The sequence below is a fragment of the Arthrobacter sp. P1_C12_2 genome (assembly GCF_056406415.1).
The window spans coordinates 50,328-76,864 of record NZ_JBFUAF010000012.1 but is presented as its reverse complement, the minus strand read 5'-3'; the positions used below and the strand labels follow the sequence as shown (position 1 = coordinate 76,864).

Sequence of the window (26,537 nt, the reverse complement as noted above, 5' to 3'; positions counted from 1 at the left end):
GCGTGGCTTCCCCTATCCACCTACTCTTGCCCCTACAGGCGTGTGCGGCCGGCCGGAGTCCGCGAGCTCGTGCTGGTGCCAAATGCCCTTGGTGTCGATGACCTGTTTTCCCTCCAGGGACAGCAGGTCGAGGGCCAGGAATTCATCATGGTCCACCAGAAGCATCACGAGGTCTGCGGAGGCTACAGCTTCCTCCATGCTGTGGAGCCGTGAGAGGCCGGAAGCTGCCAGCGCCGTGGGGAGCTCCTCGACGTTCGGGTCGACCACCAGAACCGTGCTCTCCGGCAACTGCCGGACCAGTTCCTGGACGATCGTCACCGACGGCGACTCGCGGACGTCGTCGATGTTGGCCTTGAAGGCCAGGCCGAGGACCGCCACGGTGGCCCCAGGCTGGTCTGCAAGTGCCTCCACAGCCCGCCGGACTACGTGGTGCGGCTTGGCGTCGTTGACTTCGCGGGCCGTCCGGATCAGGCCGGAGTGCTCCGGGACGGCGTCCACAATGAACCAGGGATCCACGGCGATGCAGTGGCCTCCGACGCCGGGGCCGGGGCGAAGAACGTTGACGCGGGGGTGGTGGTTCGCGAGCTCGATCAGCTTCCAGACGTCGATGCCCAGATTGTCGCAAATCAGCGATAGCTCGTTGGCGAAGGCGATGTTGACGTCACGGAACGTGTTTTCCACCAGCTTGGTCATCTCAGCGGTGGTGGCATCGGTCAGCAGGATCTCGCCCTGGCAGATGACCTCGTACAGCCGCTTGGCCAGCTGGGCACCTTCCTCGGTCAGCCCTCCGATCACACGGTCGTTCGTGACCATTTCGACCATGATCCGGCCCGGCAAAACGCGCTCCGGGGAGTGCACGATGTGCACCTGGTTCCGTCCGGGAGCCGCATCGAGTGACAGGTCCGGGCGCAGTTCCAACAGGTAGGCACCGAGGCGTTCCGTGGTGCCGGGAGGCGATGTCGATTCCAAAACCACGAGTTCGCCGCCGCGGAGCTTGGGCGCGAGGGCCTCTACGGCGCTACGAAGGTAGGAGAGGTCGGCGCCGTTGCCCTCCGCAAGCGGGGTGGGCACAGCAATGATGAACGCGTCGGCCGCAGGCACGGTGGACATGGCGACGAGGTTGCCCAGGCTGACTGCGCCTGAGACAACCACGCCCATATCGGGTTCCACAAAGGGAACCTCTCCCCGGTTGACGGCGTCAACGGTCGCCTGTTTCACATCGACGCCCGCCACGAGTTTGCCTTTGGCGGCAAAGCTGGCCGCGGTGGGCAGGCCGATATAGCCAAGTCCGATGACGGCAACATCATAAATCGTCTCGTCCATGTCTCCCCTAAACTAAAATGTGGTCTTCGGGCGAACCGAAGAACTGAATCTTTGAAGAAGCCAGAAGCTCTTCATTGGTGATCGGCCAGGTGTGCGAAGACACATCGGCGCCCCGCATTTGGCAGTAATTAAAGCGGTCCGCCGAATAGATCCGGGCGCCCGACTCGATGACGTCGCTAAGGAAGCGCGAGTCCTCTCCACGTTGCAGCGGTTCAAACGGAAAGCGCCGGAAGGTGTCGGTGGCGGCGAAAATGGTAGGTCCGGAGACTGCTTCGACGTACCGGTGTTCCAGCTGCGGGTTGCGCAGGATCGTAGCACCGGCTCCGGCAAGATGCATGTAGTGCGCCCGCTTTCCCACTACCTCGGCCTCGGAATACATCATGGCGTGGACCTGGTCGCCCAGATACAGGGGGCTGTAGATGTCGTCGTCGTCCCATTTGGTGGCGAACCGGCCGTCGGCGTGCGCCACGAGGGAATTAAGGCACTCACCGAGCAGCGTCTGCTGCGGCTCCTCTAGTACCACGACGTCGAGAATCCCCGCTTCCAGGCATTTCCGGCGGAACGCGGCTTGGTCGATCTCAAACCCGTGCGCCAGGTAGACCAACTGGACATCCACGTCCTGCTGGGCGGCCACGCCGGCAATGACATGCTCCAGCTGCTGCGGCCGGAAAGTTGAAACGAGAACCGAAATCTGGAACCGCGGTGCCGCGGCGGCCAGCGCCGGCCGCGCCGCTGCCGCGATGGACTCTGCCCGGTGGCTGAAGGTGTGCTTCGTCCAGATTCTGCGCTGGGCCTTGTGGACGAGGCGCTGTGCATAGTCCGGGTTGGCCGTCAGCGCCTTCAGCAGGTGCGCGGCGTCGTCCCGGTTCTCTGCCGTGGGAATTTCATTGCCCGGGAAGAACTCCGTGATGGCCGCACTGGGTGTGGAGACAACACAGGAGCCGGCCGCGGTGATCTCGAAAATCCGCCGGGCGCACATCGACGGCGAGTCCGTGACCGAATTTACGTTGAGGAAGACTTTGTACGCCTTGTAGGCGGTCAGCATCTGCTTGTAGGACAGCGACCCCACAACGTGCTTCTTAAGGATTCCGGGGAACTGATACTGCGGCTGCCGGCCGAGCTGGCGCGAAAAGATTTCGAATCCGGGGCGCTTGCCCGCCGTCGCGTCCACGGCTGCTCCGAGCAGGAACTCCATCTGGCGCCGGCGGTCCTCATACTTGTGCGCGAAATACATTCCGGCGAAGGCGATCTCGCGGGCGTGCCAGCCGTGCCGGGGCCTGACCGGATTGTGGATGCGGGGCTGCGCGGCGAAAGGCAGCACGGAAATCCGGTCATGGCCCAGGTCGGCCCGGTAGCGGGGAAGCATGTTGGCATCGGTCGTGAAGACATAGTCGAACAGTTTCGCGGCGGGCAGGAAATCCTCGTAGTGCGGCGGGTCTTCCTTGTTCCAGAAGACTGCCGGGAGTCCGGCTGCCCGACATCCGTCAACGAGCTCGGTGAAGGCCGCCGAAGGCCCCGCCGGGCCCGTGATTTTGCCCCGCCAGAGCCCGGCGTTGCCCGCCCACGCGGATTCGACGACGACGAAGTCCAGCGCCTCGTCGCGCAGCTGCTGGGCCCAGCTGTCCGGCCGTAGCGCCACGACGGTCCACTCGGCGGCGAACGCCGCGGCGGAAAAGTCATCCATGATGATACCGACGCGCAGGTGCGGATTCCGCGGCTGCGCAACGTCAACAGCCGCTTCCCGGAAGATCAGGTGCCGGCCGCGTCCCAAGCCCCGCCAGGCGCCTTCCGCACCGCGGACGCCTGCAAGGCTGGCCTCGTCACGCTCGGCCGTGCTGCGGTGCAGGTAGCTCCTGACCTGCCCCATGCCGCCCTGGCGGGCGTGCCACAGCGCGCGGCGCCAGTACGCCGTCTTGTTTCGAAAACTCATCGCCTACCTGGACCGCTTCCAGCCATTGGGGAGCAGCGTGGTCCGCATTTCGGGCAGGCTTGCCATCAGCTCGGCCCGGATCTGGCGGCCGTAGTCGGCGTTGCCCTCGTTCATGCGCCAAATGAAGTTCCGGTATTCCTTGGCTACGTCGTCGGGGGTTCCGTCCATGATGAAATCGCCCTTGTCGATCCAGATGGCGCGGTTGCACATGCCCGTAATGGTCCCGAGGCTGTGACTGACCACGAACACGGTTCCGGCCTGGTTGGTCACGTGCTCCATCCGTGCCTTGGAGCGGTCTTTGAACTGGGCATCGCCGGTGTTGAGGGCTTCATCGATGAGCAGGATCTCGGGGTCCACGGCCGCGGCGATGGCAAAGCGGAGGCGCGCGCCCATGCCCGAGGAATAGGAGTTCATTGGGTGGTAGACCTCGTGCTCCAGCCCGGACATCTCCACAATGTCATCGAACTTGGCATCGATTTGTGCGTGGCTCATGCCCATGGCCAGGCAGCCGAGCCGAATATTCTGGGCGCCCGAAATGGAGCTGATCAGCGCTGCGTTGACGCCCAGCAGGATGGGGTTGCTCGAGGCATAGACGGTGCCGGTGTCCGGGATGATGAGCCCGGCGAGGACCTTCATCAGGGTGCTCTTGCCAGAGCCGTTGCGGCCAATAATGCCGATGGAGTCACCCTGGTTGGCGACGAAGGAGATCTTGTTCAACGCCTTGGTCTTGACTGCCGTGTCACCGAGGCGCCGGCTCCTGAGGCTCTTCACAATAGAGGTCCGGGCATTGGTGCGGCCAGGCGTCTGGTTCTTGGTCCGGTAGACGACCGAAATGTCGTCCACCACCACTGTTGGCTCCACGATGGGGCCGCCGGCTACATCAGACACGTCCATAGCTTTCCTCTCCGCGCCAGAAGACAAAGAGTCCGGCGGCGACAGATCCCAACGCCCACAGAGCCAAGACCTCCCACGCCCGCCAGGCTGGCGTTGTGTCGTAAAGGACCGAATCACGAATGATTTTAATGACCTGGAAAATCGGGTTGAAATCCATGATGGTGCGCATGACGGGGTACTTGCCGAACCGGCTCTCGGCAAAAAAGACCGCCGAGACGTACATCAAGAAACGAACTACGAAATTGAGCAGGTGGCTCAGGTCCGGGATCTTGAGCAGCACCGGTGCAAGCAGCATGCCGATGCCCAGATTGAACAGGAATTGCAGCAGGATAGCCGGAACGATCAGCAGCCACCGCCACGTGATTTCCTCGGCCGGTGCCGTGAAAATCACGAAGAGCAACATGACGATAGTCACGGGAATGTTGGAGAGGAGCTCCCGCACGTTGACGGCGATGGGCAGTGACGCGCGGGGAAACTGGAAGGCCCGGATCATTGACGTGTTACTGGTGAGCGACTTGGCTCCGCCCAGGATGGAACGGGTGCTCATCTGGAACGTAAATGTGCCAATGAGAACGTAGCCGATGAAGTTATCAATTCCCTTGCCGGTGCCAAGGAGCACGCCAAAGATCAGGTAGAAACTAAGGCCGTTTAGTACCGGAGTCAGCACGAGCCACGCGGTACCCAGATGGGTCTTGTCGTTCCCGCTCTGAACCCGTGAGCGGGCGTCGAAGAAGATGAAACTCCGACGATCCCACAGTTGGACCAGATAGTCCAGGAAGTCAGGCCGCTGCCCCACCTTGGTCAACCGGACAAGGTTCACGGGCACAGAGACCGTGGGCACCTTTGTCTGCTCCGCTTCCGTTTTTTCCTGGATGCTCATCTGATAGTTACTCCCAGCATTTCCAACTCTCTTGCCAGGGCAACCGCGTTGGCGGCCCACGTTCTGTCCTGCAACACACGTTCCCTGCCTGCAGCGCCGAACTCCGCCGCGAGCTGTGGATCCGTGAGCAGTTCGCGGATCGCGTCGGCTAGCGAGGCGGGGTTCCCCGCCTCTGCCAGGAGGCCGGTCACCCGGTCCTCGACGATTTCCGCCAATGCCGGCAAGTCGCTGGCCACTACGGGCCGGGCGCACGCCATGGCCTCCACGGGCTTGAGTGGTGTCACGGAACGCGTCACCTCCAAGTCCTTGCGCGGCACAACGAATACATCCAGTGCTTGATGGTACAAGGCCGTCTGACTCCGGGGCACGCGGCCTGTGAAGAGAATGCGGTCTGCATACCCGCTTCGCTGCGCCTGAATCTGCAGCGCTGGCATCGAGGAACCGTCACCTACTACCAGGAGACGGAGCTGAGGAAGGTCCCCGGCAAGCCCCACAAAGGCGGCGAGGAGGTCCTCGATCCCTTCATAGGGTACCAAGCTGCTCACGGTGCCGATAAATTGTGCGTCTTCTGGGAGGCCGAGCTCGCGCCGGGCGCTGGCCTTGTCCAGGGGCTCGGCGAGGAAGTTTCCGCCAACGGCGTTGGGGGCAATGACGACTTTGCTGGCGGCGATTCCGGCAGCGACGATGTTGGCCTTCATGGCCATCCCGAGGGTTAGGACGAGGTCGGCGTCCTGCATGACTTCCGCTTCCCGGTTCTGGAACAGCCGGTATTTCTCACTGTTGCGCGCCTCGACCCCGCGGGTGGAGGCCCAGGTGTCTGCCAGTTGGCCGCGGACCTCGTATACCCAGGGAATCCCGAGGGCCTCCGCCACGGCCCGTACCACGAGTCCGTTGACGTAGTGCGTGGTGGTGTGGAGCACGCTCGGCTTGAATTCCAGTGCCACGGCGAGCAGTTCCTCCGCCTGTTGCTGCAGCCGGGCGTCAAGGGTTTGGGCCATCTTGGCCGGCAGGAGCCGCTGGTACCGGATCCCGTCCACGGTGTCCGTGTTCTTGGCGAGGAGCTTGCCCACCTGCACGGGGTAGCCCATCCTGGTGACCGCCAGCACGTCCCATCCGGCAGCCTGCTGCGCCAGCAGTGTGGAGTGGGAGCGCTGGGCGTAGCCGCTGGCGGTATGGGGAAGTGAGTTCGTCAGCAAATGTAGGATCCGGCCGGGAACCGGTGCGAAGGGCCGGCGCTCCAGCGACGGCGATGCGTCGGCCAGGGTCGCCGCCTCGGCTGCCAGGCGGGCCTGTTGCCGCCGTCCCGCGGCTCCCGAGCCGTCCAGAGCCGCAATGGCTTCGCTGACGTGCCCGTCGTACCACAGGCGCCGTGCCCGGGCCTGATTCACGCGCTGTGCCGTGCCTGCCTTGGCCAGCAAGGCATCCGACACCGCAGGGAGGTTCGCTGCAAGGGCGACGTCGGCCAAGCGCCGCGCCCGCTCGCCCTCGACTGTTCCGTCGGCAGCGATGAGGAGCCGCCGTTCGACGTCGGCGCCGTCACCGGCGGCGAGTGCCGCGAACAACACGGCCGCGGAGGTGGAGTTCTTCGGCGCAAGCTTGCACAGGCGCTTGGCGAACGGAAGCACGGCCGAGGGCAGCCTGCGCGAAATCTGCAGGAATAGAATGACGGGATCGTCAGTCAGGTGCTGTCGGACAACGCCCTGGGCCAGCCGGACGTTGTTGAGGAGTTGCATCATCGGCTAGGGCGGGCTTCCGCGAGCAGTTCGGTGATGAGTTCCATGTAGCGGCCGGCGAGCTGCTCATACTCGGCGTTAGCTTTGACCCACTGGCGGCTGTCGCCGTTGCGGACCAGACGACCGCGGTCGGCTGCCAGTTCGCGCCACAACGCGGCCAGCTCTTCCGGATCGCTTGCCACGATGTCGCCGGCCTCGGCGTCCGAGACGATCCGCGCCGCTTCTCCCTTCACCACAGCGGTGATGTGCCGGCCGATCGCCAAAACTTCATAGGTCTTGGACGGCACGGTGGTCTCGAAGGATTTCCAGTCGTCCCGCAAGGAGACGATGCAGGTGTCAGCCGACGTGTAGCGTTCCAGCATGGCGTCCCCGGTCAGGGGCGGGTGGAAGGTGACAGGAGCCTTCAACTCACGTGCCAGCTTCTCCAGCGCAGGCCTCTGCGTCCCGTGGCCCACCATGTGCAGGTGCATGGAATCCCCCACGAGGGCGCTTGCGCGGATGGCGACGTCGAGCTTTTGACTCTCGCCGTGGTTCCCCAGGTACAGGGCCTCGAATGTGTCCCGTTCCGGTTCAGGCGGCCCCACCACCGGAATGGCGTCCAGGTGCACTCCATTGCTGACGGTCGCCACGTTGCGGACTCCGCGCGCCCGCAGCGTGGCCGCGAATCCGTCCGTCACTGTGACCACGAGGTCCGCCCGGTGCTGGACGAAGTCCACCACATGTTCCACAACGCTTTTGACACTGCCTTGGACCAGGCGGGCGTCGCGGGCCAGGTCCGGCCAGGCATCCCGCATTTCCACGATCAGGGGGACGTGTCGCAATTTGGCCACGGCATAGCCGGCAGCAAGCGAGGGCAGGCCGGGGGCCGTGACAATCACGACGTCGGGCCTGCGGACCAGCATTCCGGCGGGGATCGACAAAGCGGCCGAAAAACACTGGTCCAGCAGTCGCGCGGCACGGGAGTTGCCGTGGCGCAGATAGGGGACGTGGAGAATCTTTTCGGTGAACTGGCCGTTGCGCATCCGGAATGGCCTTCCAGCCATCCAGCGCGGGAGCGCCCGCCGGCCGAAGGGATAGTGCGCCACCGGGGTCACGACGTCGACGTCCCAGCCTGAGTGGGTGAACTCCTTGATCATGGCGGTCCAGCGCCGCTGCGGGGGGCTCTGTTCAGGCCAGTAGGAGTGCGTAATCAGCGTGATCCGTAGGCTGTCGCTCACGGACCTTTGCGCAATCGACTCCACCGGGGCTTCATCCTGCATGAGTGTCAGGACTTACTGGTGCGCGGAACGCCGGTGACTTTTTTGGAACCGATGAACCTGAAGTAGACAAAGCCGAGGCCCAGCAGGACCAGCACGGTGATGGCTTGGACGGCCAGGGGGCTGCCGGTAGCAACGGCTACGGCGGCCTGGACTTCGGACTTCACCATGACGGGCGGCTGAGTGGGCGTCGCGATGACAGCGGGAGCCGTAGACTGCGCCGGTGTGGGCGTAGGTGTTGGGGTCGGGGTTTCCGAGGGGGTTTCCTTGACGACGGGGGCCGGGACGGGTGCCACGACGGGCGGGGCCACCGGAACAGGAGCTGGAATTACCACCGCAGGAGCGGGCACTGGCGCAGGAGCGGGCACTGGCGCCGGGGCCGGCGCAGGAGCCGGTGCGGGGGCAGGAGCCGGTGCGGGGGCAGGAGCCGGTGCTAGAACCGGAGGGATCGGATCAGGAACAGGTTCCGGAGCGGGTGCCGGCTCAGGAGCGGGTGGTGCCGGCTCGGGAGCGGGATCCGCTGGCTGCAGAGGACCACCGGAACCATCGCCCGGCGAAGGATCCGGAGCAGTGGTCAGGAATCGGATGAGGGGGCGCGGAGCGGATTCCGCGGCGTTGGCGGCTGTCGCCGTGCCCACGACAGAGGCGGCGAGGAGCAAAGCTCCCAGCCCCGCCCGTATAGACTTTTTTCGGCTGCACGACGTCATCGACAGTCCCTCCCCCACAGTGCGAGATTGAATCAGGTGTGCGTTATGCGGCCAACACTAACGTCATTGTCGGCAGAGCCCCACTGATGCACGAGGTCCCAGTCTACTCGAAGGTAAGAGTCAGGCTGTTCAATGTGATGCTACCCGCACTCCCGAAAGTGTGGGCATAGCGCCACGCGGACAGGGTTACGCTGGATGAATGCTCCGATTTAGCCGCCGTGTTTCCGCGCGCCTTTCCCTGACTCTGGTGGCCGCCGCGGCCGGCCTGGCCCTGACGTCGTGTTCCCCGGTGGTCGACGTCACGCCCGCCAAGGATGCCGCGAACGCGGCCTGCGCACCGATGATGCTGGCCCTGCCGGACGCAATCGGCGATGCCAAGCTGCGGAAGACCAATGCCCAGGCCACGGCGGCCTGGGGCGATCCGTCCCTGGTGATCCTGCGCTGCGGCGTCAACGTTCCCGGTCCCACGACGGACCGCTGCGTCAGCGTCAACGACGTCGACTGGGTCATCAAAGAAGGCAACCCCGTGTGGACACTGACCACGTTCGGCCGCGAACCGGCCACGGAGATCTTGATGGATCCGGACAAGATCAGTTCGGCCACCGTACTGGCGGACCTCTCCGCCGCCGCGCTGAAGATCCCGGCAACCCGGAAGTGCGTGGGCCAAGAGGACCTGCAGAACCTGCCCACTAGCAAGTAGGCCCGGGCAAGGCGCGTCCGCGCCCGCCCGGTCCTAGCGCAGGCCGGTCTTGCGGTGCAGCGCCAGGTGGATCAGCTCGTCAATCAGGTCGGCGTAGTCCAGGCCTGAGGCCTTCCACATCTGCGGGTACATGCTCTTGGGCGTAAACCCGGGCATCGTGTTGATCTCGTTGATGATCAGTTCGCCATCAGGGGTGTAGAAGAAGTCAACCCGGCTCAGTCCCTCACCGCCGACGGCGTCGAAGGCGACGGCGGCGAGTTCCCGGACGCGGGTGATCGCTTCCTCCGGGAGGTCGGCCGGGCAGCTGAGGGCCGCGGCGTCGTCCACATATTTGGCGTTGAAGTCATAGAACTCATGGCCGCCGCCCGCGACGGAGATCTCGCCCGGCATCGACGTCCGGGGAGCATCGGTCCCCCGGCCCTCCAGCACGGCGCATTCGATCTCGCGGCCCGTGATGCCGGCCTCGATGACCAGCTTGGGGTCGTGCTCGCGGGCGATCTCTATTGCGGCGTCCAGGCCGTCGAGGGAGTCCACCTTCGAGATGCCCATGGAAGACCCTGCGCGGGCCGGCTTCACGAAGACCGGGAAGCCGAGCTGGTCCACGCGCTTGCGGACGGTCTCGGGATCGTTGCGCCATTGCCGGTCGGTCACGGCGATGTACGGTCCCACATGGAGCCCGGCCGATTCAAAGACCACCTTCATGAAGTGCTTGTCCATGCCGACCGCGGACGCGAGCACGCCGGCGCCCACGTAGCGGGTGTCGGACAGTTCCAGGAGGCCCTGGATGGTTCCGTCTTCGCCGAAGGGCCCGTGCAGCAGCGGGAAGACGACGTCGACGGCGCCGAGCTCCTCCGGGACGGTGTTCGGGGACGCGACGATCAGTTGGTGCTCGCCGCCGATTTCGGCCAGGGCCACGGTCTGCGCCGAGGGCGCCACCTCGGGCAGCGACGAGGCGGACAGCGACCACTCGTTGGTCTCGCCGGAGGCCAAAACCCACTGGCCGGTCTTGGCGATCCCGATCGGGATGACGTCGTACTTGTCCTTGTCGATGGCGCCCAGGACGCCGGCGGCTGTCACGCAGCTCACGGCGTGCTCGCTGGAGCGGCCGCCGAACAGCACCGCCACGCGGGGCTTGGGGTGGCCCGTACGGACTTCAGTGCTCATGTTGTTCTCAGACACTCTCAGTAATCGCCTTCAGGTTTCAGGTCCCGGGACAGCAGCAGCGGACCCAGTTCATCTACGGACAATTTTCCGGCCAGCACTGCGACGACGGCAGCCGTGATGGGCATATCGACGCCGAGCTTTCCGGCAAGTTCGTGCACCGCCTGGCTGGACTTGATGCCTTCGGCCGTTTGCTTCATTTCGGCGGTGACCTGCTCGAGGGTCAGCCCTTTGCCGAGCAATCTGCCGGCCGTGTGGTTTCGGGACAGCGGGGAGGAGCACGTCGCCACGAGATCACCCAGTCCGGCGAGCCCCGACATGGTCCGGGCTTCGCCGCCCAGGGCGAGTGTCAGCCGGGAGGTCTCGGCCAAGCCGCGGGTGATGACGGAGGCCTTGGTGTTGTCCCCCATCTTCTTGCCTTCGCAGATTCCCACGGCCAGGGCGATCACGTTCTTGACGATTCCGCCGATTTCGACACCGATCACATCGTCCGTGGTGTACGGGCGGAAGTAGGGGGCGGTGCAGCTGCGGGCGATCCAGCCTGCCGTGACCGGGTCCGTGCAGGCCACCACCGATGCTGTTGGCTCCTCCCGCGCGATCTCCATGGCCAGGTTGGGGCCGGAAACGACGGCGACCCGGTTGGCGGGCAGGTCCAGCTCCGCGCAGATGACCTCGCTCATGCGGGCATCGGTGTGAAGCTCGAGGCCCTTCATAAGGGACACCACGACGGCGCCAGGCGCCAGATGTTCCTTCCAGGCCCGCAGTTGCGGCCGCAGGGTTTGTGCCGGCACGGCCACAATGACCAGCTCCGCGCCCGCCAGGACCTCGGAAACGTCCTTCGACGCTGTGATGCTGGACGGCAGTGTGATGCCGTCCAGGTACTGCTCATTGCGGTGCAGGGTATTGATCTGGTCCACGACTTCGGGGCGCCGGCCCCAGAGGCGGATGTCTCGTTCAACCCCGGAGGCCGTGGCGGCGTCGGCAACAACCTTGGCGAAGGTGGTGCCCCAGGAACCTGCCCCGAGAACGGCCACGGTGGTGGCGGATCCGGATCCGCGGCTGGTCGACGTCGTAAAATCCGCCGTCATGCTGTGACGTCCGGGTCAATACGGCCGTGGGTGGACTGGTTGTGCGCCGCCGGGTCCCACCGCTGCGGGGGCGGCTGCTCTCCGCGCAGTCCTGCCAGGAGGCCGGTGATGGCGTCCATGATGACATTGGTGGCTGCGCCGAGCGTCGCCTTGTCCAGCGGGCGGCCTGCAAAGGCGCTCAGGTCCACGGGATCCCCGACCACCAGGCGGGAGGTCTTGCGGGGGAAGATGTAGAAACGCTTCGCATACCGTGGGAAGACCTCCTGGGCACCCCAGTGGGCAATGGGCACCACGGGAATGCCGCTCTCCAGCGCCATGCGCGCGGCACCGGTGTGCCCCTTCATCGGCCAGAGTGCCGGGTCCCGGGTCAGGGTTCCCTCGGGGTAGATGATGATTGCCCCGCCCTCGTTCACGATCTCCTTGGCGAGCTGCAGCGAACGATTCGCCCCCGTCGTCGAGCGCTCCACCGGGATCTGCTTGGTGGACCGCAGGACAGCGCCCAGCACCGGCACCTTGAAGAGGCCGGCCTTGGCGAGGAAATGCGGCATCCGTTTCTGGTTGTAGAGCATGTGCCCCACCACCAGCGGGTCGATCTCCGTGCAGTGGTTGGGCGCGGCGATAAAGCCCCCGGCGGGGAGCTTGTCGAGGCCTTCCCACTTCTTTCCCATGAGGAGGTTCATCACGGGCCGGATGATGCCGGCGACTGTCACAAACGTGACGTGGCTCTTGGCCGATTCCTTCACAGGTCCCCCGCTACTTGGCCGAGGTGATATCGAAATCGGCGCCGAGGCCCGCGAGCTTCTCGGTGAAGCGCTCGTAGCCGCGGTTGATGATGTCGATTCCCGTGACGCGGGAGGTGCCGGTGGCGGCCAGGGCCGCAATGAGGTGGCTGAAACCGCCACGCAGGTCCGGGACGTCGATGTCGGTGCCCTTGAGCTGCGCCGGCCCGGAGATGACGGCGGAATGCAGGAAGTTGCGCTGGCCGAAGCGGCACGGCACGCTGCCGAGGCACTCGCGGTGGACCTGGATATTGGCGCCCATGCGGATCAGTGCATCCGTGAAGCCGAACCGGTTTTCATATACGGTCTCGTGGACGATCGAGACGCCCTCGGCCTGGGTCAGTGCGACGATGAGCGGCTGCTGCCAGTCCGTCATGAAGCCGGGGTGCACGTCCGTTTCGAGGACCAGCGGGTTGAGCTTGCCGCCGCGGTGGTAGAAGCGGATGCCGTCGTCGCCGATGTCCATGCCGCCGCCGACCTTGCGGTACGTGTTCAGGAAAGTCATCATGTCGCGCTGGGTGGCGCCTTCGACAAAGATGTCGCCGCGGGTGACCAAAGCGGCGGAAGCCCAGGACGCGGACTCATTGCGGTCCGAGAGGGCGCGGTGGTTGTAGCCGCCAAGGTCCCGGACCCCTTCGATGCGGATGGTGCGGTCCGTCTGGACGCTGATGATGGCGCCCATCTTCTGCAGCACCGCGATGAGGTCCACGATTTCCGGCTCGGTGGCCGCCCCGGAGAGCTCGGTGATGCCTTCGGCGCGCGTGGCGCTCAGCAGGACCTGCTCGGTGGCGCCCACGGACGGGTAGGGCAGCGCAATCTTGGCGCCCTTGAGCCCGTTGGGCGCGGAGATGTGGATGCCGCCGGGGCGCTTTTCCACGACGGCGCCGAACTGGCGCAGGACGTTCAGGTGGTAGTCGATCGGACGGTCGCCGATCTTGCAGCCACCCAGGTCCGGGATGAAGGCCTCGCCGATCGCGTGGATCAGTGGCCCGCACAGCAGGATCGGGATGCGCGAATCGCCGGCGTGGGCGTCGATAGCCGTGCTGGACGCGGTCTTGGCGCCCTTCGGGTCAAGCGTCAGATCGCCGGTCACGGGATCCTTGTCCACCCTGACGCCGTGGAGCTGAAGCAGGCTCGTGACAACCTCAACGTCCTTAATTTCAGGCACGTTGCGCAACACCGATGGCTCGTTGCCCAAAAGGGCAGCAACCATGGCCTTGGGGACAAGATTCTTGGCCCCGCGAACGGTGACGCGGCCAGTTAGCGGGACGCCTCCGCGGATTGTCAGAACACTACTCATATACCGGTTTCCTCACGACTACTCGCCCCCAAATCCTTACAAACGCTCCAGCTAAGCATAGGAGCATCCGTTACCGATCTGAAATACAGAGCGGTTCCATTGGCCTCACAGTGGCTCCGCCTGCACGGATACGGCGACGCGGACGTCGTGGGTAGCGTACGTGTGTAGAACGTGCCGCGCGACGGCGGGTCATGGTCATTGCGTCGTCGGGCGCCGTCGTACGCAGCCAGAACGCTTGCCTGCCGCCGTCGTGACTGCATGCTGTCATGGTCCCGGCGTGGTGGGAGCATGGGCGCTGCGTTCCGGGCCGCCGTTGAGGGTTGCGCCCGCTACATTCACGAGATCCGCCGCTCGCGGATCCATTCACTGCGGGCAACGGGCTGCAGCCTTTAGGCCATCGGTGATCACCAACTTGAAATCTAGAAATGCCGTCATGAAACTTTGTCTGGCGGTCTTCGCAATGCTTTCGCTTGTCACGACGCCGTCGCCATCGCCGCCTCGGGTATGACAAGTTCCGTCATGGTCACCCTCGCGGCCGGTAGCCGAAGGTTTCCGCTAAACGTCTGTCACGCGGACCAGACCATCCTGGTGTCCTCACGGCATCCCGGCCTCCTCTGGCTGGGCGGTTTCTATCGATCGTCGCAACAGATCAGATTTCGACGTTAGCAACCAGACTGATGATCAGCAGGGCGTCGGGAGGAAACCGGAACGGCATTGCTGCCGGGAGTGCTCGTTAGGCGTGACGGTGGGCCGGTGTGTCGTTCGTCTTGAGCCGTGTTTCGCTGCGGACTGTGGCAGCCCAGGTGGCGAGAAGGTTGAGCGCGTCGTGGCCCGGAGTGCCCGGTTTGGCGCTGTAGGCGATCAGGGTCAGGCCTTCATCGCCCGGGAGTTGCATGGCCTGGAAGGTCAGTTCGAAGTCCCCGACGACGGGGTGGTGGAAGGGTTTCACCCCGGTGTGGTGGAGCCGGACGTTCTGGGCGGCCCACATGGTCCGGAAGTCCTCGCTCTTGGTGGAGAGCTCTCCGATGAGGTCTGAGAGGTCTCGGTTGTGGGGATCGCGGGCGGCTTCCTGCCGGAGGATGGCCACGACGTCCTGAGCCATTGATTCCCACTCGGGCAACTGATCCCGGGAACCTGTGTCAAGGAAGACGAAACGTGCGAAATTCTGGGGCGGCGCCAGCTCGTCGCCGTTGGGGTGGTAGAGCGCACGGGCGAGGTCGTTCATGCCGAGGACATCGAGTCGCCCGTTTTGAACAAAGGCCGGGATGCCGGTCATGCCGTCAAGTAGGTGTTGGACGCCCGGGCTGAGCTTCTGCGGCACGCGGCGGCGCTGCCGGGGCCGCTTGAGGTTTGCTGCGCGGGCGAGGTCGAAGAGGTAGGTGCGTTCGGCGTCGTCGAGTTTGAGGGCCCGCGCCAGGGCTTCGAGGATGCTGTCGGAGACGCCGGTGAGGTTTCCGCGCTCGAGCCGGTTGTAGTAATCAATGCTCATCCCGGACACTGCTGCGAGTTCCTCGCGGCGGAGACCGGCCACCCGGCGCAGGCCCCCGTACACGGGCAGCCCTGCCATTTCAGGGGTGATCCGGGCACGGCGCGACTTTAGGAATTCGCTCACTTCACTGTTGTTGCTCACCTTTCCACGGTACGCGCGAACAAATGGCTCGTGGGAGGTACTGCTATTACATGGAACACCAGCCACTACCTCGGGTTCGGGCGTGGCGGTTGACTGGATAACGGAGGGACGCAAAAGCGCTTTCTAATCCCTCCCCGCCACCAAGACTTCTTTGGAGAACCCTGAATGACTGACTTATCTGCCGTGAAGGCAGCGGACCCCACGTGGAGACGCCGCTGGATAGCCCTGGTGTTCATCTCGATCGCCCAGCTGATGGTGATCTTCGACGCCTCCATCATGAACATCGCCCTCCCACAGGCCCAGGCCGATCTTGCGTTCAGCGACGCCGACCGCCAATGGGTGATCACCGCCTACAGCCTCGCTTTCGGGGCCCTGCTCCTTCTCGGAGGTCGGGTCTCGGACCAGTGGGGCCGCCGGCGCGCCTTCATCGTGGGACTCGTGGGCTTCAGCCTGGCCTCCGTCCTCGGCGGCATCGCCCCAAATATCGGGATGTTTCTGGCCGCCCGCGTCCTGCAGGGCATGTTCGCCGCCCTCCTCGCGCCGGCCGCGATGTCGCTGCTCTCAGTGACCTTCCCCAGCGGCAGGGAGCGGGCCACCGCATTCGGTGTGTTCAGCGCCATTGCAGGAGCAGGTGGCGCGATCGGCTTGCTGCTCGGGGGCGTGCTCACCGAGTTCGCGACCTGGCGCTGGACCCTGCTCGTCAACACCGTCTTCGGCGCGGTCGCCGTCCTCGGCGCCCTCGCATACATCCGCGAAGTCCGCGACGAGCGTCCCCGCGAACGGCTCGATGTCGCGGGCACCCTGCTCGCCTCTGCCGGTCTGGCAGCTCTGGTCTTCGGACTCAACCGGGCCGAGACCGACGGGTGGGGCGCCGGCCTCACCGTCGCGTCATTCGTTGCCGCCGTCGTGCTGCTGGCCGAGTTCGTCTTCGTTGAGACCCGCGCCGCGGCCCCGTTGCTGCCAATGCGCGTGATCCTGCACCGGAACCGGGGAGGTGCTTACCTCAGCGCGGCACTGGCCATGGCCGCGAACTTCACCCAGTTCCTCTTCCTGACCTACTACATGCAGGTCGTCCTCGGCTTTTCGCCGCTTCTGACCGGCGTCGCGTTCCTTCCCCTCGTGGCCTGTCTGATTTTGGGCTCCACCCAGCTCGGGACCCGGCTCACCGGCAGGCTCCCGGCCCGCTGGCTCATGGGTGCCGGCTACCTGGTAGGCGCTGCCGGCATGTTCTGGCTGACCAGGCTCACCGTCGACAACGCCTACTGGCCCGTGGTGTTCCCCGCCAGCGTGGTCATGGGCCTGGGCCTGGGAACCGCGTTCATGTGCTCCATGGTGCTCGCCACGGCAGGTGTCGAGCCCCAGGACACCGGGGTCGCCTCGGCCATGGTGAACACCTCCCAGCAGATCGGCGGGGCCGTCGGCACGGCCCTCATGAGCACCATCGCAGCCGCCGCGACCACGGCCTGGGCGGCCTCGAACCAGGCCGGAGAGAGCGCAACCGATCAGGCCGCCGTTCACGGGTATGTGTCCGCGTTCTCGTGGGCGGCCGGAGCCATGGTTCTTGCCGCGGTAACTTCCTTCGTTCTCATCCGCTCCGGCGGCCGGACAGGCTCAGCCCCGGACACCACAGCCACACCGGCCGCACCCGCACTCACACACTAAATACTTCAGCTAACACGGAAACTAAGGGAGTCACTTCGATGGAATACACACGATTGGGCACGTCGGGCCTGAAAGTGAGCCGCATTGCGCTGGGTTGCATGAGCTTCGGCGACACCTCCCGGATGCCCTGGGCCCTCGACCAGAAGGCGGCGGAACCCCTGTTCAGGCAGGCCCTGGATCTTGGGATCACGTTCTGGGACACCGCGAACATCTACGGGCACGGCAGCAGCGAGGAGATCGTCGGCCACGCCATCACCGAATACAGCCGCCGCGAGGACATCGTGCTCGCCACCAAACTGTTCTCCAAAATGCACGACGGCCCCGGCGGCCAGGGCCTGTCCCGCAAAGCCATCATGGAGCAGGTCGACGCATCGCTGGCCCGACTCGGCACCGACTACATCGACCTCTACCAGATCCACCGTTTCGATCCCGAAACACCGATCGAGGAAACCATGGAAGCCCTGCACGACCTCGTGAAGGCCGGCAAAGTCCGCTACCTCGGCGCCTCCTCCATGTGGGCGTGGCAGTTTGCCGCGATGCAGCACGCCGCCGAGCTGCATGGGTGGACGCGCTTCGTGTCCATGCAGGACCAGTACAGCCTCATCATGCGCGAAGAGGAACGCGAGATGTTCGGGCTCCTCTCCCACCAGGGCGTCGGCAGCATCCCCTGGAGCCCCCTGGCAGCCGGCCGCGTCGCACGGCCCTGGGGTGAGCAAGGAACCAACCGGTCCGCCACCAACCCGGATACCGACTTCAACGGCCGCCCCCTCTACCTCGACAGCGACAAGGACATCGTTGACGCCGTCCAGAAAATCGCAGAGACACGCGGCGTCTCCATGGCCCAGGTCTCACTGGCCTGGGTGCTGAAAAACCCCGTTGTCAGCGCACCGCTCGTCGGCGCGACCAAGGAACACCACCTCACCGACGCCGCCGGCGCACTCGACATCGACCTCACAGACGACGAAGTGACGGCTCTCGAAGAGCACTACGCGACCCGGCTGCCGACCTACTACTGAGGAGTCCGGAAAGGATCACCATGCCATTTTCAGATGCGGCGCCAAGCCCGAATGCCGGCGAAGCCGACATTCGTACCGCAGAGCGGAAACGGAACCGTTTGCTGGTGGAACAACGCACCAAGGAGCTCAATGAGTTGCTCAGCCCCGACTTCGTGGCCGTGCACATCACCGGGTATGAACAGACCAAAGCCGAATGGCTGGCCCAAATCCGGTCCGGGCAGATGCGCTACCACGACGTCCAAGAGCTCTCCGCCACCGTCACCATCGACAACGACTCAGCCGTCGCCGTCACAAGGACCCTGATCGACGCCACCATCTACGGCTCCCGGGGGACCTGGCCGCTGGAGTCCACCACGACTTACATCCGCGCCGACGGTGTGTGGAAAGCCAGCCACTCCCGGGCACGAACCTTCTAACAACAACAGCCCCAAAAACTAAACGAAAGTAAAGAGGAACCACCATGGCAGCAGAAGTAGCAGTCATCATCGGCTCAGGCAGCATCGGAGTAGCTATCGGCCGCGCCGCCGGCATCGGCCGAAAGGTCCTGCTCGCTGACTACAGCGACGAAACCATGAACACCGTCGCCGATCAGCTCCGCGGCGAAGGCTACGAGGTCACCACCCACCCGATCGACATCTCCAACCACGACGCCGTTACCGCCCTGGCCGACGCCGCCGCATCGCTGGGAGACGTCACCCGCGTCGTACTCGCCGCCGGGGTTTCCCCGGTCCAAGCAACCACCGAACGCGTGCTGAACGTTGACCTTCTTGGCACCGCCTACGTCCTCGAAGAATTCGGGCGGGTCATCGCCGCAGGCGGCTCGGGCATCGTCATCTCCAGCATGGCCGGCCACATGGGCGACGGCTACCCCCGGGAGGTCGAACACGCACTGGCCTACAGTCCGACGGCAGAACTTCTGAACCTGCCCTTCCTCGCCGCCGAGAAAGTAGGTGACTCCGGCGCCGCCTACACCCTCGCCAAGCGCGGCAACGCCCTGCGCGTCCAGGCGGCAGCCACCACCTGGGGTGAACGCGGGGCACGCATCAACTCCCTGAGCCCCGGCATCATCTCGACCCCGCTCGCCCAGGACGAGATGTCCGGGCCGTTCGCCGAAGGCTACCGCACCATGATTCGGACCTCAGCCGCCGGGCGCATGGGCACCCCAGCCGAAGTGGCTACCACTGCGGCGTTCCTCCTCGGTCCCGAAGGCGCCTTCATCACCGGCTCGGACCTCCTCATGGATGGCGGGGTCATCGCAGCCATGCGGGCCGGACAGCTCTAGGATCTGACTCCGAGGCCAACGCTCCAGCTGTCCACAGCTGGGAGTCAATTCGGGATATCCACGGCTGGAATGGGGGACCATTGGGGTAGTTCCCTAATAGCCGTAGCGGTGGATAACCCATGAGGATTGTCCCCGGTTGTGGGCAGCGGACCCGTGTCTTCGGTGGCAGCGGAAACCACCGTGGCCTGAAAGCGCAGCCAGCGATTGGAGGGAAGCAAACCGGACGGTTGCGCTGTCCCACCCGAGGACGGCCCGCACCCGACCATTGATTTCATCAGCGGCGAAATGGACTTCAGCTTGTTCCACAGCGCTTAGGTCAGCTCCCTTCCGGAAATATTGGCGGACCAAGCCGTTGGCGTTCTCGTTCGAAGCCCGCTTTTCCCATGATGAGATCACCCTCCTTACGGTGTTGTTGTGGGTGATTTCGCAGCTGTCGTAGTGTTTCGATCACCCTCGGGTGGCGGGTATGGCACGAGGTCGCCGATCTTGAGTGCATCGCTCATGTAGTTGGGCGGCTCGTAGTTGGGCGGCTCGCCGGCCAACTTGGAGAGCCGAGTTCTTGGGCGTCTGCTTTGGGCCATCTTCTGAGCACGAAACGGATGATAGCGCCTCGTGTCCGGGCGGTTGCGGGCCAGCTCCCGGCTGATCGTTGACGGGGACCGCCCCAGCTCCCGGGCAATGGACCGAACGCTTGATCGTGCCAACAAACGGTCCGCGATGAACACCCGCTCATCTTCAGACAGATAACGGCTGAACCCACTAGCGACCGGGACAGGAAGCCGCCGCCGCGGATCCAGGCCCTGTTGACGCAACCCGGCCACACCATTGCGGCCGTTCAACCAACGGCTCCCTGTGTTCCGGCGGATACCGAGGATCCTGCATGCCGCTAAGTTCGAAAGCCCGTCTTTCATGAGCTGAACATATCCGGGCCGCTTATCCACCAGGCCCGCGGGCCCCATTTTTCGCAAACGACGCGCCGAACGTCCCATAAACAGCACCCTTTTCAGTCAGGTGTTGCGACGTTGATGAGAAACCGCGCTGTCCCCTATTAATGTCAGACCCCCTTGGGAGACTTGATCCATGGACGGCAATCAGGGGCCCGGGACGGTGCCGGCAGACCCGGCACCGGCAACTGCGGAGACGGTCGCCGAACTGGTGCGGGTCCTGGCCTTCCTCCCGGCCCCGGACAGTGCCGCGGCACTGATCGATGAGATCAGGGACCTGGAGGACCTGAAGTCCGCCATGGCAGCCCGGCAGGCCCGGCACGCCGTCGCACTGGATCTGTCCCACCGCCGCGACCAGGCCGCCGCCGGGGGCCCCGCGGACCAGCGTGGCGCCGGGATCGGCGCGCAGATCGCCCTGGCCCGGCGCGAGTCCCCCGCCAAGGGCGGCCGGCTCCTGGGCCTGGCCAAGGCCCTCGTGACCGAGATGCCGCACACCCTCGCCGCCCTGCAGACCGGGCAGCTCAACGAATGGCGCGCCACCCTGCTGGTCCGCGAAACCGCCTGCCTGGCCACCGCCGACCGGGCCGCCGTCGACGCGGAACTCGCCGCCGATACCGGAACCCTGTCCGGGGTGGGCGACCGGCGCCTGGTCGCCGCGGCACGGACCGCAGCGTACCGGCGYGACCCGCGCACCGTGACCGACCGTGCCGCGCACGCCGCCACCGAGCGGCACGTCAGCCTCCGCCCGGCCCCGGACACCATGTGCCACCTSACCGCCCTGCTGCCCGTGGCCGCCGGTGTCGCCGTGTACACCGCCCTGACCCGGCACGCCGAGACCCTCCGGAACAGCGGGGACCCGCGGGGCCGAGGGCAGCTGATGGCCGACACGCTGGTCGAACGCGCCACCGGCACCCCCGGCGGGATCAGCGGGGTCGAGATCCAGCTCGTCATCACCGACCGCACCCTCTTCCAGGCAGACGCCGAACCGGCCCGGCTCCCCGGCTACGGCACCGTCCCCGCCGGCTGGGCCCGCAGCATCATCACCGGCACGAAAGCTACAGACAGCACTTTCGGCGACGGTTCGCCCGGACAACGTGGTCCACAGGAACCCGGCGAATCAGCCGGGCCCCCTGAACCCGGAGGCATAGCCGGCGGTCCCCCGGGATCCGGCAGTCCCCCGATGCCCGGTGACGCGGCGGGCGGTGCCGATGACACCGCGTTCCGGCTCTGGCTCCGCCGGCTCTACACCCACCCGCGCACCGGCGAGCTCATCGGCATGGACTCCCGCGCCCGGCTCTTCCCGCCCGGGCACCGCCGGTATATCCAAGCCCGCGACGACACCTGCCGCACCCCGTACTGTGACGCGCCGATCCGCCACCTGGACCACATCATCCCCCACCACACCGGCGGCCCGACCACCACGGACAACGGCGCCGGACTCTGCCAAGCCTGCAACCACACCAAGGAAACCCCCGGCTGGAGCGCCCGCCCAGTATCCGCAGCATCTAGGGACAGCCGCCACACCATCGAACTCACCACCCCCACCGGCCACACCTACCACTCCACCGCACCACCCCTGCCGGGGACGCCCTTTGCAGCCGGCGCTCGTTCTGCCAATCCGACTGCGGGGAATTCGCTTTCCGGGGCCAGCCTGCTGGACCCGCTGCCGCGCGGAACGGATCTCCTCGAATCCCGATACCGGCGCTTACTCCGGCCGGGCGAAGGCCCTAAAGCGGGCAAACGGCTCTCCGTTGCGGTGGCATAGGTCGCGTACAGCATGATGTTGAAGTGGCAGGCCGCGAGGGCTACGAACGCCAGTCCCGCCAAAGACGAGCGCCGCCGCCGAGTCTTTCAACTCGACGGCGGCACGTCATTGCCAGGCGGATCGCCAGGCCCCCGCGGGCGGCCCAGGAGCCTCGGCTCTGCAGCCTCGGCCCTGGAGCCTAGCCCTGGAGCCTCAGGCCTGGTATCCCCGGTCTGGAGCTTTAGGACAACCGGGCGGGCAGCGTCTTGGGCTTGAAGGAGGGCCGGGTGGCCTCGTATGCGGTGATATCGGATTCGTGCTTGAGGGTCAGGCCAATATCGTCCAGGCCTTCGAGGAGGCGCCACCGTGTGTAGTCGTCAATCTCGAACGGCGCCACAATGTTGCCGCACTGCACGGTCTTGGACACGAGGTCCACCGTCACCTCGGTGCCGGGGGCGTTTTCGAGTTCTTTCCAGATGAGCTCGATGTCATCCTGGGCGACTTCGGCGGCGAGCAGGCCCTGCTTGCCTGAGTTGCCCCGGAAGATGTCGGCAAAGCGGGAGGACAGAACCGTCTTGAAGCCGAAGTCCTTCAGCGCCCAGACGGCGTGCTCGCGGGACGAGCCCGTGCCGAAGTCGGGGCCGGCCACCAGAACGGACCCGGCGCTGAACGGCGCCTGGTTCAGGATGAAGGACGGGTCTTTGCGCCACGCGGCGAAGAGCGCGTCCTCAAAGCCGGTGCGCGTGATGCGCTTGAGGTACACGGCGGGGATGATCTGGTCCGTGTCGACGTTGCTCTGGCGCAGCGGGACACCGATTCCGGTGTGGGTGGTGAACTTTTCCATGGCGGATCCTTCGGGACTGTATGGATCGAGGCTGTAGTGAATCGAGGCTTCAGATCTGGACGGGGTCTACGCGGCGCAGGCTAGGCGGCGTCGACGCGGACCGCCGCGGACTCCGGTGCGGGGTCCAGATCCGACGGCGAGCTCAGCGTGCCGCGGATCGCCGTCGCCGCAGCGACTACCGGCGAGACGAGGTGGGTGCGGCCGCCCTTGCCCTGGCGCCCCTCAAAGTTGCGGTTGGATGTGGAGGCGCAGCGCTCCCCCACCTCCAGTTGGTCCGGGTTCATGCCCAGGCACATGGAGCAGCCGGCAAAGCGCCACTCGGCCCCGAAGTCCTTGAATACCTTGTCCAGGCCCTCGGCTTCAGCCTCGAGCCGGACTCTGGCGGAACCGGGCACCACCAGCATGCGCACGGCCGGGTCTTTGGTCCGGCCCCGGATGATGTCGGCGGCGGCGCGGAGGTCCTCCATCCGGGAATTCGTACAGGAGCCCAGGAACACCGTGTCCACCCGGATGTCCTTCATCGGGGTGCCGGCCTCGAGCCCCATGTACTGCAGGGCGCGTTCGGCGGCGGCCTTGGCGTTCTCATCGCCGAAGTCGTCCGGCGAGGGCACCTTCGCGGACAGCGACACGCCCTGGCCCGGGTTGGTTCCCCACGTCACGAACGGTTCCAGGGTGTTGGCGTCGAGGTCCACCTCGACGTCGAACGACGCGCCGTCGTCGGTGCTCAGCGTGTTCCAGTATTCGACGGCGGCATCCCAGTCGGCGCCCTCGGGCGCATGCGGGCGGCCGTACATGTAGTCGTACGTGGTCTGGTCCGGAGCCACCAGCCCGGCGCGGGCACCGGCCTCGATGGACATGTTGCAGATGGTCATCCGGGCTTCCATGGACAGCGCACGGATGGCGGAGCCGCGGTACTCCAGCACGTAGCCCTGCCCGCCGCCGGTGCCGATCTTGGCGATGACGGCCAGGATGATGTCCTTGGCGGTCACGCCGGGGCGCAGCGTGCCCTCAACGTTGATGGCCATGGTCTTGAACGGCTTTAGGGACAGCGTCTGGGTGGCCATGACGTGCTCCACCTCGGACGTGCCGATGCCCATGGCGAGGGCTCCAAAGGCGCCGTGGGTTGAGGTGTGCGAGTCGCCGCAGACTACGGTCATGCCGGGTTGCGTGAGGCCCAGTTGGGGGCCCACCACGTGCACAATTCCCTGCTCGGCATCGCCGAGGGAGTGCAGGCGGACGCCGAACTCCTGGCAGTTGTTGCGCAGGGTCTGGATCTGGGTGCGGCTGGTGAGATCGGCAATTGGCTTGTCGATATCCAGCGTGGGAGTGTTGTGGTCCTCGGTGGCGATGGTGAGGTCCGGCCGGCGCAACTTCCGGCCGGCGAGGCGCAGGCCTTCAAACGCCTGCGGCGACGTCACCTCGTGCACCAGATGGAGGTCGATGAAGAGGAGGTCCGGCTGGGCGTTGGCTCCTTCGCCGTCCCCCTTGCGCACTACGTGCGCGTCCCAGACTTTCTCGGCCAGTGTCTTTGCCACGGCCTGCTCCCTTCACTGCGGTAAGTATTGTGCGTTCCGACGGACTATCGCTTCCACTGAACCAGCACAGCCAAGTAATACGCCAGCGCGTTGACTTGCATCTCAGATAATGAGACGTCAATATCATTACATGGACAATTCTAGTGGAGTCGGTGTCATCGATAAAGCGGCCCATGTGCTTGACGCACTTGAGGCCGGCCCCACCACGCTGGCGCAGCTGGTGGCGGCCACGGGACTGGCCCGGCCCACCGTGCACCGGCTGGCTCTCGCGCTGGTGCACCACAGGCTCGTGAGCCGCGATATCCAGGGCCGCTTCGTGCTCGGGAGCCGCCTGGTGGAACTGGCCTCCGCCGCCGGCGAGGACCGCCTCATCGCCTCCGCCGGCCCCGTGCTCATGCAGCTGCGCGACGCCACCGGCGAAAGCGCCCAGATCTTCCGCCGCCAGGGCGACTGGCGCGTCTGCGTGGCCTCCGCCGAACGCCCCATCGGCCTGCGCGACACCATCCCCGTCGGCACCCAGCTGTCCATGAAGGCCGGCTCCGCCGCCCAGGTGCTGCTGGCGTGGGAGGACCACGACCGCCTCCTGGAAGGCCTCCAGTCCGCCCGCTTCACCCCCACCGTCCTGGCCGGAGTACGACGCCGGGGCTGGGGACAGAGCCTCGGCGAACGCGAGCCCGGGGTCGCATCCGTTTCGGCCCCCGTCCGCGGGCCGTCCGGCCGCGTGATTGCCGCGGTGTCCATCTCCGGCCCGATTGAGCGCCTGACCCGCCAGCCGGGGCGGCTGCACGCCGAAGTGGTCTGCAACGCAGGCCGTGTCCTGACGGAAGCGCTGCGCAAGACCAACGACTAAGTATGCTGTGCCCATGAATAGCTATGCGGTGTTTCTGCGGGGCATCAACGTGGGCGGCATCAATATCAAGATGGCGGATCTCAAGAACGCCCTGAAGTCGCGGCCGTTTTCGGATGTGAAGACCCTGCTAGCCAGCGGCAACGTCGTGCTGGCCAGCGAGCTGGATCCTGCCGGCGTGAAGCAGGAATTTGAGGCATGCCTGAGGGAAACCTTCGGCTACGACGCCTGGGTGGTGGTGCTGACGGCGGACCGCGTGGCAGCCCTGGTCGAGGCGTGCCCTTACCCGGCGGACGACGCGTCCACCCACACGTACCTGACGCTCGCCTCTGATGAGGCGGTGCTCGCGGAGCTCTTCGAGTCAGGCAGCGCCCTTGAGGGGGCCGAGCTCACCCGGCTGGGCCCGGAAGCCATGGCCTGGCTCGCACCCGCCGGCGGGACCCTGGACAGCCCTTTCAGCAAACTCTCCTCGAAGGCGAAGTACAAGGCTGCCACCACCACCCGCAACCTTCGCACCATGATCAAGGTCCGCGACGCCGCTGTCGGGCTCTAGCCGCGGGCTGCAGCCGAGCCCCGGCCGGCCGGCCGGGGCAGGGCCGACCAGGCAAGGCAGACCAGACAGGGCAGACCAGGCAGGCCAGACCAGACAAGCCGCCTGCCGCCGACGGCGCCCGGGAGCCCATCATTTCCGGGCAAAGCAAAACGGCCCCGGGCTGATGCCCGGGACCGTTTCCATTGTGACCCCAGCGGGATTCGAACCCGCGTTACCGCCGTGAGAGGGCAGCGTACTAGGCCGCTATACGATGGGGCCGCGTACTTCCTGAACAGCACTTCTGCCATTCAAGCCAAATGATTGTTTCATACATTTGGCCGCCGTTTCAAATCGGACCAGCCGATTTAAAACTTCCGAATTTCAGCGGAAACCCGCGGAACTTCAGAGCTGGGATACCAGGACTCGAACCTAGAATGACGGTACCAGAAACCGTAGTGTTGCCAATTACACCATATCCCAAAGGCACTTTCGCTCCGGATGTTTAGGTCTAAACCCTCGCTCCCGGCGCCTCAGCACGAGTAATTACTTTACCCGAGAGTTTTCACTTCCACAAATCGGGCGTGCGGCGGCGGGATCGGGCCGCCGCGGCACGCAGCACCCGCCGTCGAGGGCGGCAAAACCCGCGCCAACCCTTGCCAATCCGGCGGAAACAAGTTTACGCTCGGTAAGTTACCAACGAGTAACCACCCCTCCCCCACTCCGCTGCGGGCAGCTTTGCGATCATTTTCC

At 65.5% G+C, this 26,537-nt stretch carries 23 protein-coding genes and 2 tRNA genes; 8 read left to right on the top strand and 17 right to left on the bottom strand.

Translation table 11 applies throughout. The features are described from left to right. Positions 1–12 precede the first annotated feature (12 nt). Genes wecC through AC1DZQ_RS13970 form a run of 7 tightly spaced genes read right to left on the bottom strand, consistent with a single transcriptional unit; the run spans position 13 to position 8,351 of the window. Positions 13–1,323, bottom strand: a complete 1,311-nt coding sequence (wecC, locus tag AC1DZQ_RS14000) for a UDP-N-acetyl-D-mannosamine dehydrogenase (protein WP_476964099.1) — start codon at positions 1,321–1,323, stop codon at positions 13–15. Between the two features lie 7 nt (positions 1,324–1,330). Then, positions 1,331–3,253 (bottom strand): glycosyltransferase family protein, encoded by a 1,923-nt coding sequence (locus tag AC1DZQ_RS13995; protein WP_476964098.1) that lies wholly within the window; start codon positions 3,251–3,253, stop codon positions 1,331–1,333. A gap of 3 nt (positions 3,254–3,256) precedes the next feature. After that, positions 3,257–4,147 carry an ABC transporter ATP-binding protein gene (locus AC1DZQ_RS13990; RefSeq protein WP_476964097.1) on the bottom strand — a complete coding sequence of 297 codons (891 nt, stop codon included), beginning with the start codon at positions 4,145–4,147 and terminating at the stop codon, positions 3,257–3,259. Continuing rightward, positions 4,134–5,027: an ABC transporter permease gene (locus AC1DZQ_RS13985; protein ID WP_476964096.1), complete on the bottom strand. Its 894-nt coding sequence runs from the start codon at positions 5,025–5,027 to the stop codon at positions 4,134–4,136. Before AC1DZQ_RS13985 ends, AC1DZQ_RS13990 begins: the two co-directional genes overlap by 14 nt. Beyond that, a complete protein-coding gene (locus AC1DZQ_RS13980) occupies positions 5,024–6,763 on the bottom strand; it encodes a glycosyltransferase family 4 protein (RefSeq protein WP_476964095.1) in 1,740 nt (579 codons plus the stop codon). Before AC1DZQ_RS13980 ends, AC1DZQ_RS13985 begins: the two co-directional genes overlap by 4 nt. Continuing rightward, entirely contained in the window at positions 6,760–7,977 is a 1,218-nt protein-coding gene (locus tag AC1DZQ_RS13975) for a glycosyltransferase family 4 protein (RefSeq protein ID WP_476964094.1), read from the bottom strand. The genes AC1DZQ_RS13980 and AC1DZQ_RS13975 overlap by 4 nt, the downstream gene beginning before the upstream one ends. A gap of 47 nt (positions 7,978–8,024) precedes the next feature. Continuing rightward, positions 8,025–8,351, bottom strand: a complete 327-nt coding sequence (locus tag AC1DZQ_RS13970; RefSeq protein WP_476964093.1) for a hypothetical protein — start codon at positions 8,349–8,351, stop codon at positions 8,025–8,027. Between the two features lie 571 nt (positions 8,352–8,922). Between AC1DZQ_RS13970 and AC1DZQ_RS13965 the strand changes: the two genes are divergently transcribed. Continuing rightward, on the top strand, positions 8,923–9,423 hold the full coding sequence (locus tag AC1DZQ_RS13965) for a DUF3515 family protein (protein WP_476964092.1): 501 nt from the start codon (positions 8,923–8,925) through the stop codon (positions 9,421–9,423). Between the two features lie 33 nt (positions 9,424–9,456). Here AC1DZQ_RS13965 and AC1DZQ_RS13960 read toward each other — a convergent pair whose 3' ends face one another. The 5 genes from AC1DZQ_RS13960 to AC1DZQ_RS13940 form a co-directional block, all read right to left on the bottom strand. Further along, a complete protein-coding gene (locus AC1DZQ_RS13960) occupies positions 9,457–10,587 on the bottom strand; it encodes a D-alanine--D-alanine ligase family protein (protein WP_476964091.1) in 1,131 nt (376 codons plus the stop codon). A gap of 17 nt (positions 10,588–10,604) precedes the next feature. Then, the gene (locus tag AC1DZQ_RS13955) at positions 10,605–11,672 is read right to left on the bottom strand and encodes an NAD(P)H-dependent glycerol-3-phosphate dehydrogenase (RefSeq protein ID WP_476964090.1); all 1,068 of its coding nucleotides are present in this window, start codon (positions 11,670–11,672) and stop codon (positions 10,605–10,607) included. After that, on the bottom strand, positions 11,669–12,415 hold the full coding sequence (locus tag AC1DZQ_RS13950) for a lysophospholipid acyltransferase family protein (RefSeq protein WP_476964089.1): 747 nt from the start codon (positions 12,413–12,415) through the stop codon (positions 11,669–11,671). Before AC1DZQ_RS13950 ends, AC1DZQ_RS13955 begins: the two co-directional genes overlap by 4 nt. Positions 12,416–12,425: 10 nt before the next feature. Beyond that, positions 12,426–13,751, bottom strand: a complete 1,326-nt coding sequence (gene murA, locus AC1DZQ_RS13945) for a UDP-N-acetylglucosamine 1-carboxyvinyltransferase (protein WP_028278332.1) — start codon at positions 13,749–13,751, stop codon at positions 12,426–12,428. Between the two features lie 733 nt (positions 13,752–14,484). Next, positions 14,485–15,381: a helix-turn-helix transcriptional regulator gene (locus tag AC1DZQ_RS13940; RefSeq protein ID WP_476964088.1), complete on the bottom strand. Its 897-nt coding sequence runs from the start codon at positions 15,379–15,381 to the stop codon at positions 14,485–14,487. A gap of 165 nt (positions 15,382–15,546) precedes the next feature. Here AC1DZQ_RS13940 and AC1DZQ_RS13935 point away from each other — a divergent pair, with 165 nt between their 5' ends. Genes AC1DZQ_RS13935 through AC1DZQ_RS13920 form a run of 4 tightly spaced genes read left to right on the top strand, consistent with a single transcriptional unit; the run spans position 15,547 to position 19,341 of the window. Further along, positions 15,547–17,043: an MFS transporter gene (locus AC1DZQ_RS13935; RefSeq protein WP_476964087.1), complete on the top strand. Its 1,497-nt coding sequence runs from the start codon at positions 15,547–15,549 to the stop codon at positions 17,041–17,043. A 38-nt stretch (positions 17,044–17,081) separates the two neighbouring features. Next, positions 17,082–18,059 (top strand): aldo/keto reductase, encoded by a 978-nt coding sequence (locus tag AC1DZQ_RS13930; RefSeq protein ID WP_476964086.1) that lies wholly within the window; start codon positions 17,082–17,084, stop codon positions 18,057–18,059. A gap of 20 nt (positions 18,060–18,079) precedes the next feature. Further along, positions 18,080–18,475: a nuclear transport factor 2 family protein gene (locus AC1DZQ_RS13925; RefSeq protein WP_476964085.1), complete on the top strand. Its 396-nt coding sequence runs from the start codon at positions 18,080–18,082 to the stop codon at positions 18,473–18,475. A 44-nt stretch (positions 18,476–18,519) separates the two neighbouring features. Then, a complete protein-coding gene (locus tag AC1DZQ_RS13920; RefSeq protein ID WP_476964084.1) occupies positions 18,520–19,341 on the top strand; it encodes an SDR family oxidoreductase in 822 nt (273 codons plus the stop codon). Positions 19,342–19,742: 401 nt separating this feature from the next. Here the strand turns inward: AC1DZQ_RS13920 and AC1DZQ_RS13915 are convergent, their stop codons facing one another. Next, positions 19,743–20,252, bottom strand: a complete 510-nt coding sequence (locus AC1DZQ_RS13915; protein ID WP_476964083.1) for a helix-turn-helix domain-containing protein — start codon at positions 20,250–20,252, stop codon at positions 19,743–19,745. Positions 20,253–20,421: 169 nt separating this feature from the next. Between AC1DZQ_RS13915 and AC1DZQ_RS13910 the strand changes: the two genes are divergently transcribed. Beyond that, positions 20,422–22,050, top strand: a complete 1,629-nt coding sequence (locus AC1DZQ_RS13910; RefSeq protein WP_476964082.1) for an HNH endonuclease — start codon at positions 20,422–20,424, stop codon at positions 22,048–22,050. A 220-nt stretch (positions 22,051–22,270) separates the two neighbouring features. On the opposite strand, the gene leuD is transcribed toward AC1DZQ_RS13910, so the two are convergent. Together leuD and leuC are read right to left on the bottom strand one after the other, a co-directional pair. Next, positions 22,271–22,873: a 3-isopropylmalate dehydratase small subunit gene (gene leuD / locus AC1DZQ_RS13905; RefSeq protein ID WP_476964081.1), complete on the bottom strand. Its 603-nt coding sequence runs from the start codon at positions 22,871–22,873 to the stop codon at positions 22,271–22,273. Between the two features lie 80 nt (positions 22,874–22,953). After that, positions 22,954–24,408: a 3-isopropylmalate dehydratase large subunit gene (gene leuC / locus AC1DZQ_RS13900; RefSeq protein ID WP_476964080.1), complete on the bottom strand. Its 1,455-nt coding sequence runs from the start codon at positions 24,406–24,408 to the stop codon at positions 22,954–22,956. Positions 24,409–24,538: 130 nt separating this feature from the next. Between leuC and AC1DZQ_RS13895 the strand changes: the two genes are divergently transcribed. Together AC1DZQ_RS13895 and AC1DZQ_RS13890 are read left to right on the top strand one after the other, a co-directional pair. Continuing rightward, entirely contained in the window at positions 24,539–25,258 is a 720-nt protein-coding gene (locus AC1DZQ_RS13895; protein WP_026266447.1) for an IclR family transcriptional regulator, read from the top strand. A gap of 13 nt (positions 25,259–25,271) precedes the next feature. Next, positions 25,272–25,808, top strand: coding sequence for a DUF1697 domain-containing protein (locus AC1DZQ_RS13890; RefSeq protein WP_476964079.1), 537 nt, complete (start codon positions 25,272–25,274; stop codon positions 25,806–25,808). A 185-nt stretch (positions 25,809–25,993) separates the two neighbouring features. Here AC1DZQ_RS13890 and AC1DZQ_RS13885 read toward each other — a convergent pair. Both AC1DZQ_RS13885 and AC1DZQ_RS13880 read right to left on the bottom strand, forming a co-directional pair. Continuing rightward, positions 25,994–26,066: transfer RNA gene (locus tag AC1DZQ_RS13885), tRNA-Glu, on the bottom strand. Between the two features lie 129 nt (positions 26,067–26,195). Beyond that, positions 26,196–26,267 (bottom strand) — tRNA-Gln (locus tag AC1DZQ_RS13880). Between the last annotated feature and the right edge of the window lie 270 nt (positions 26,268–26,537).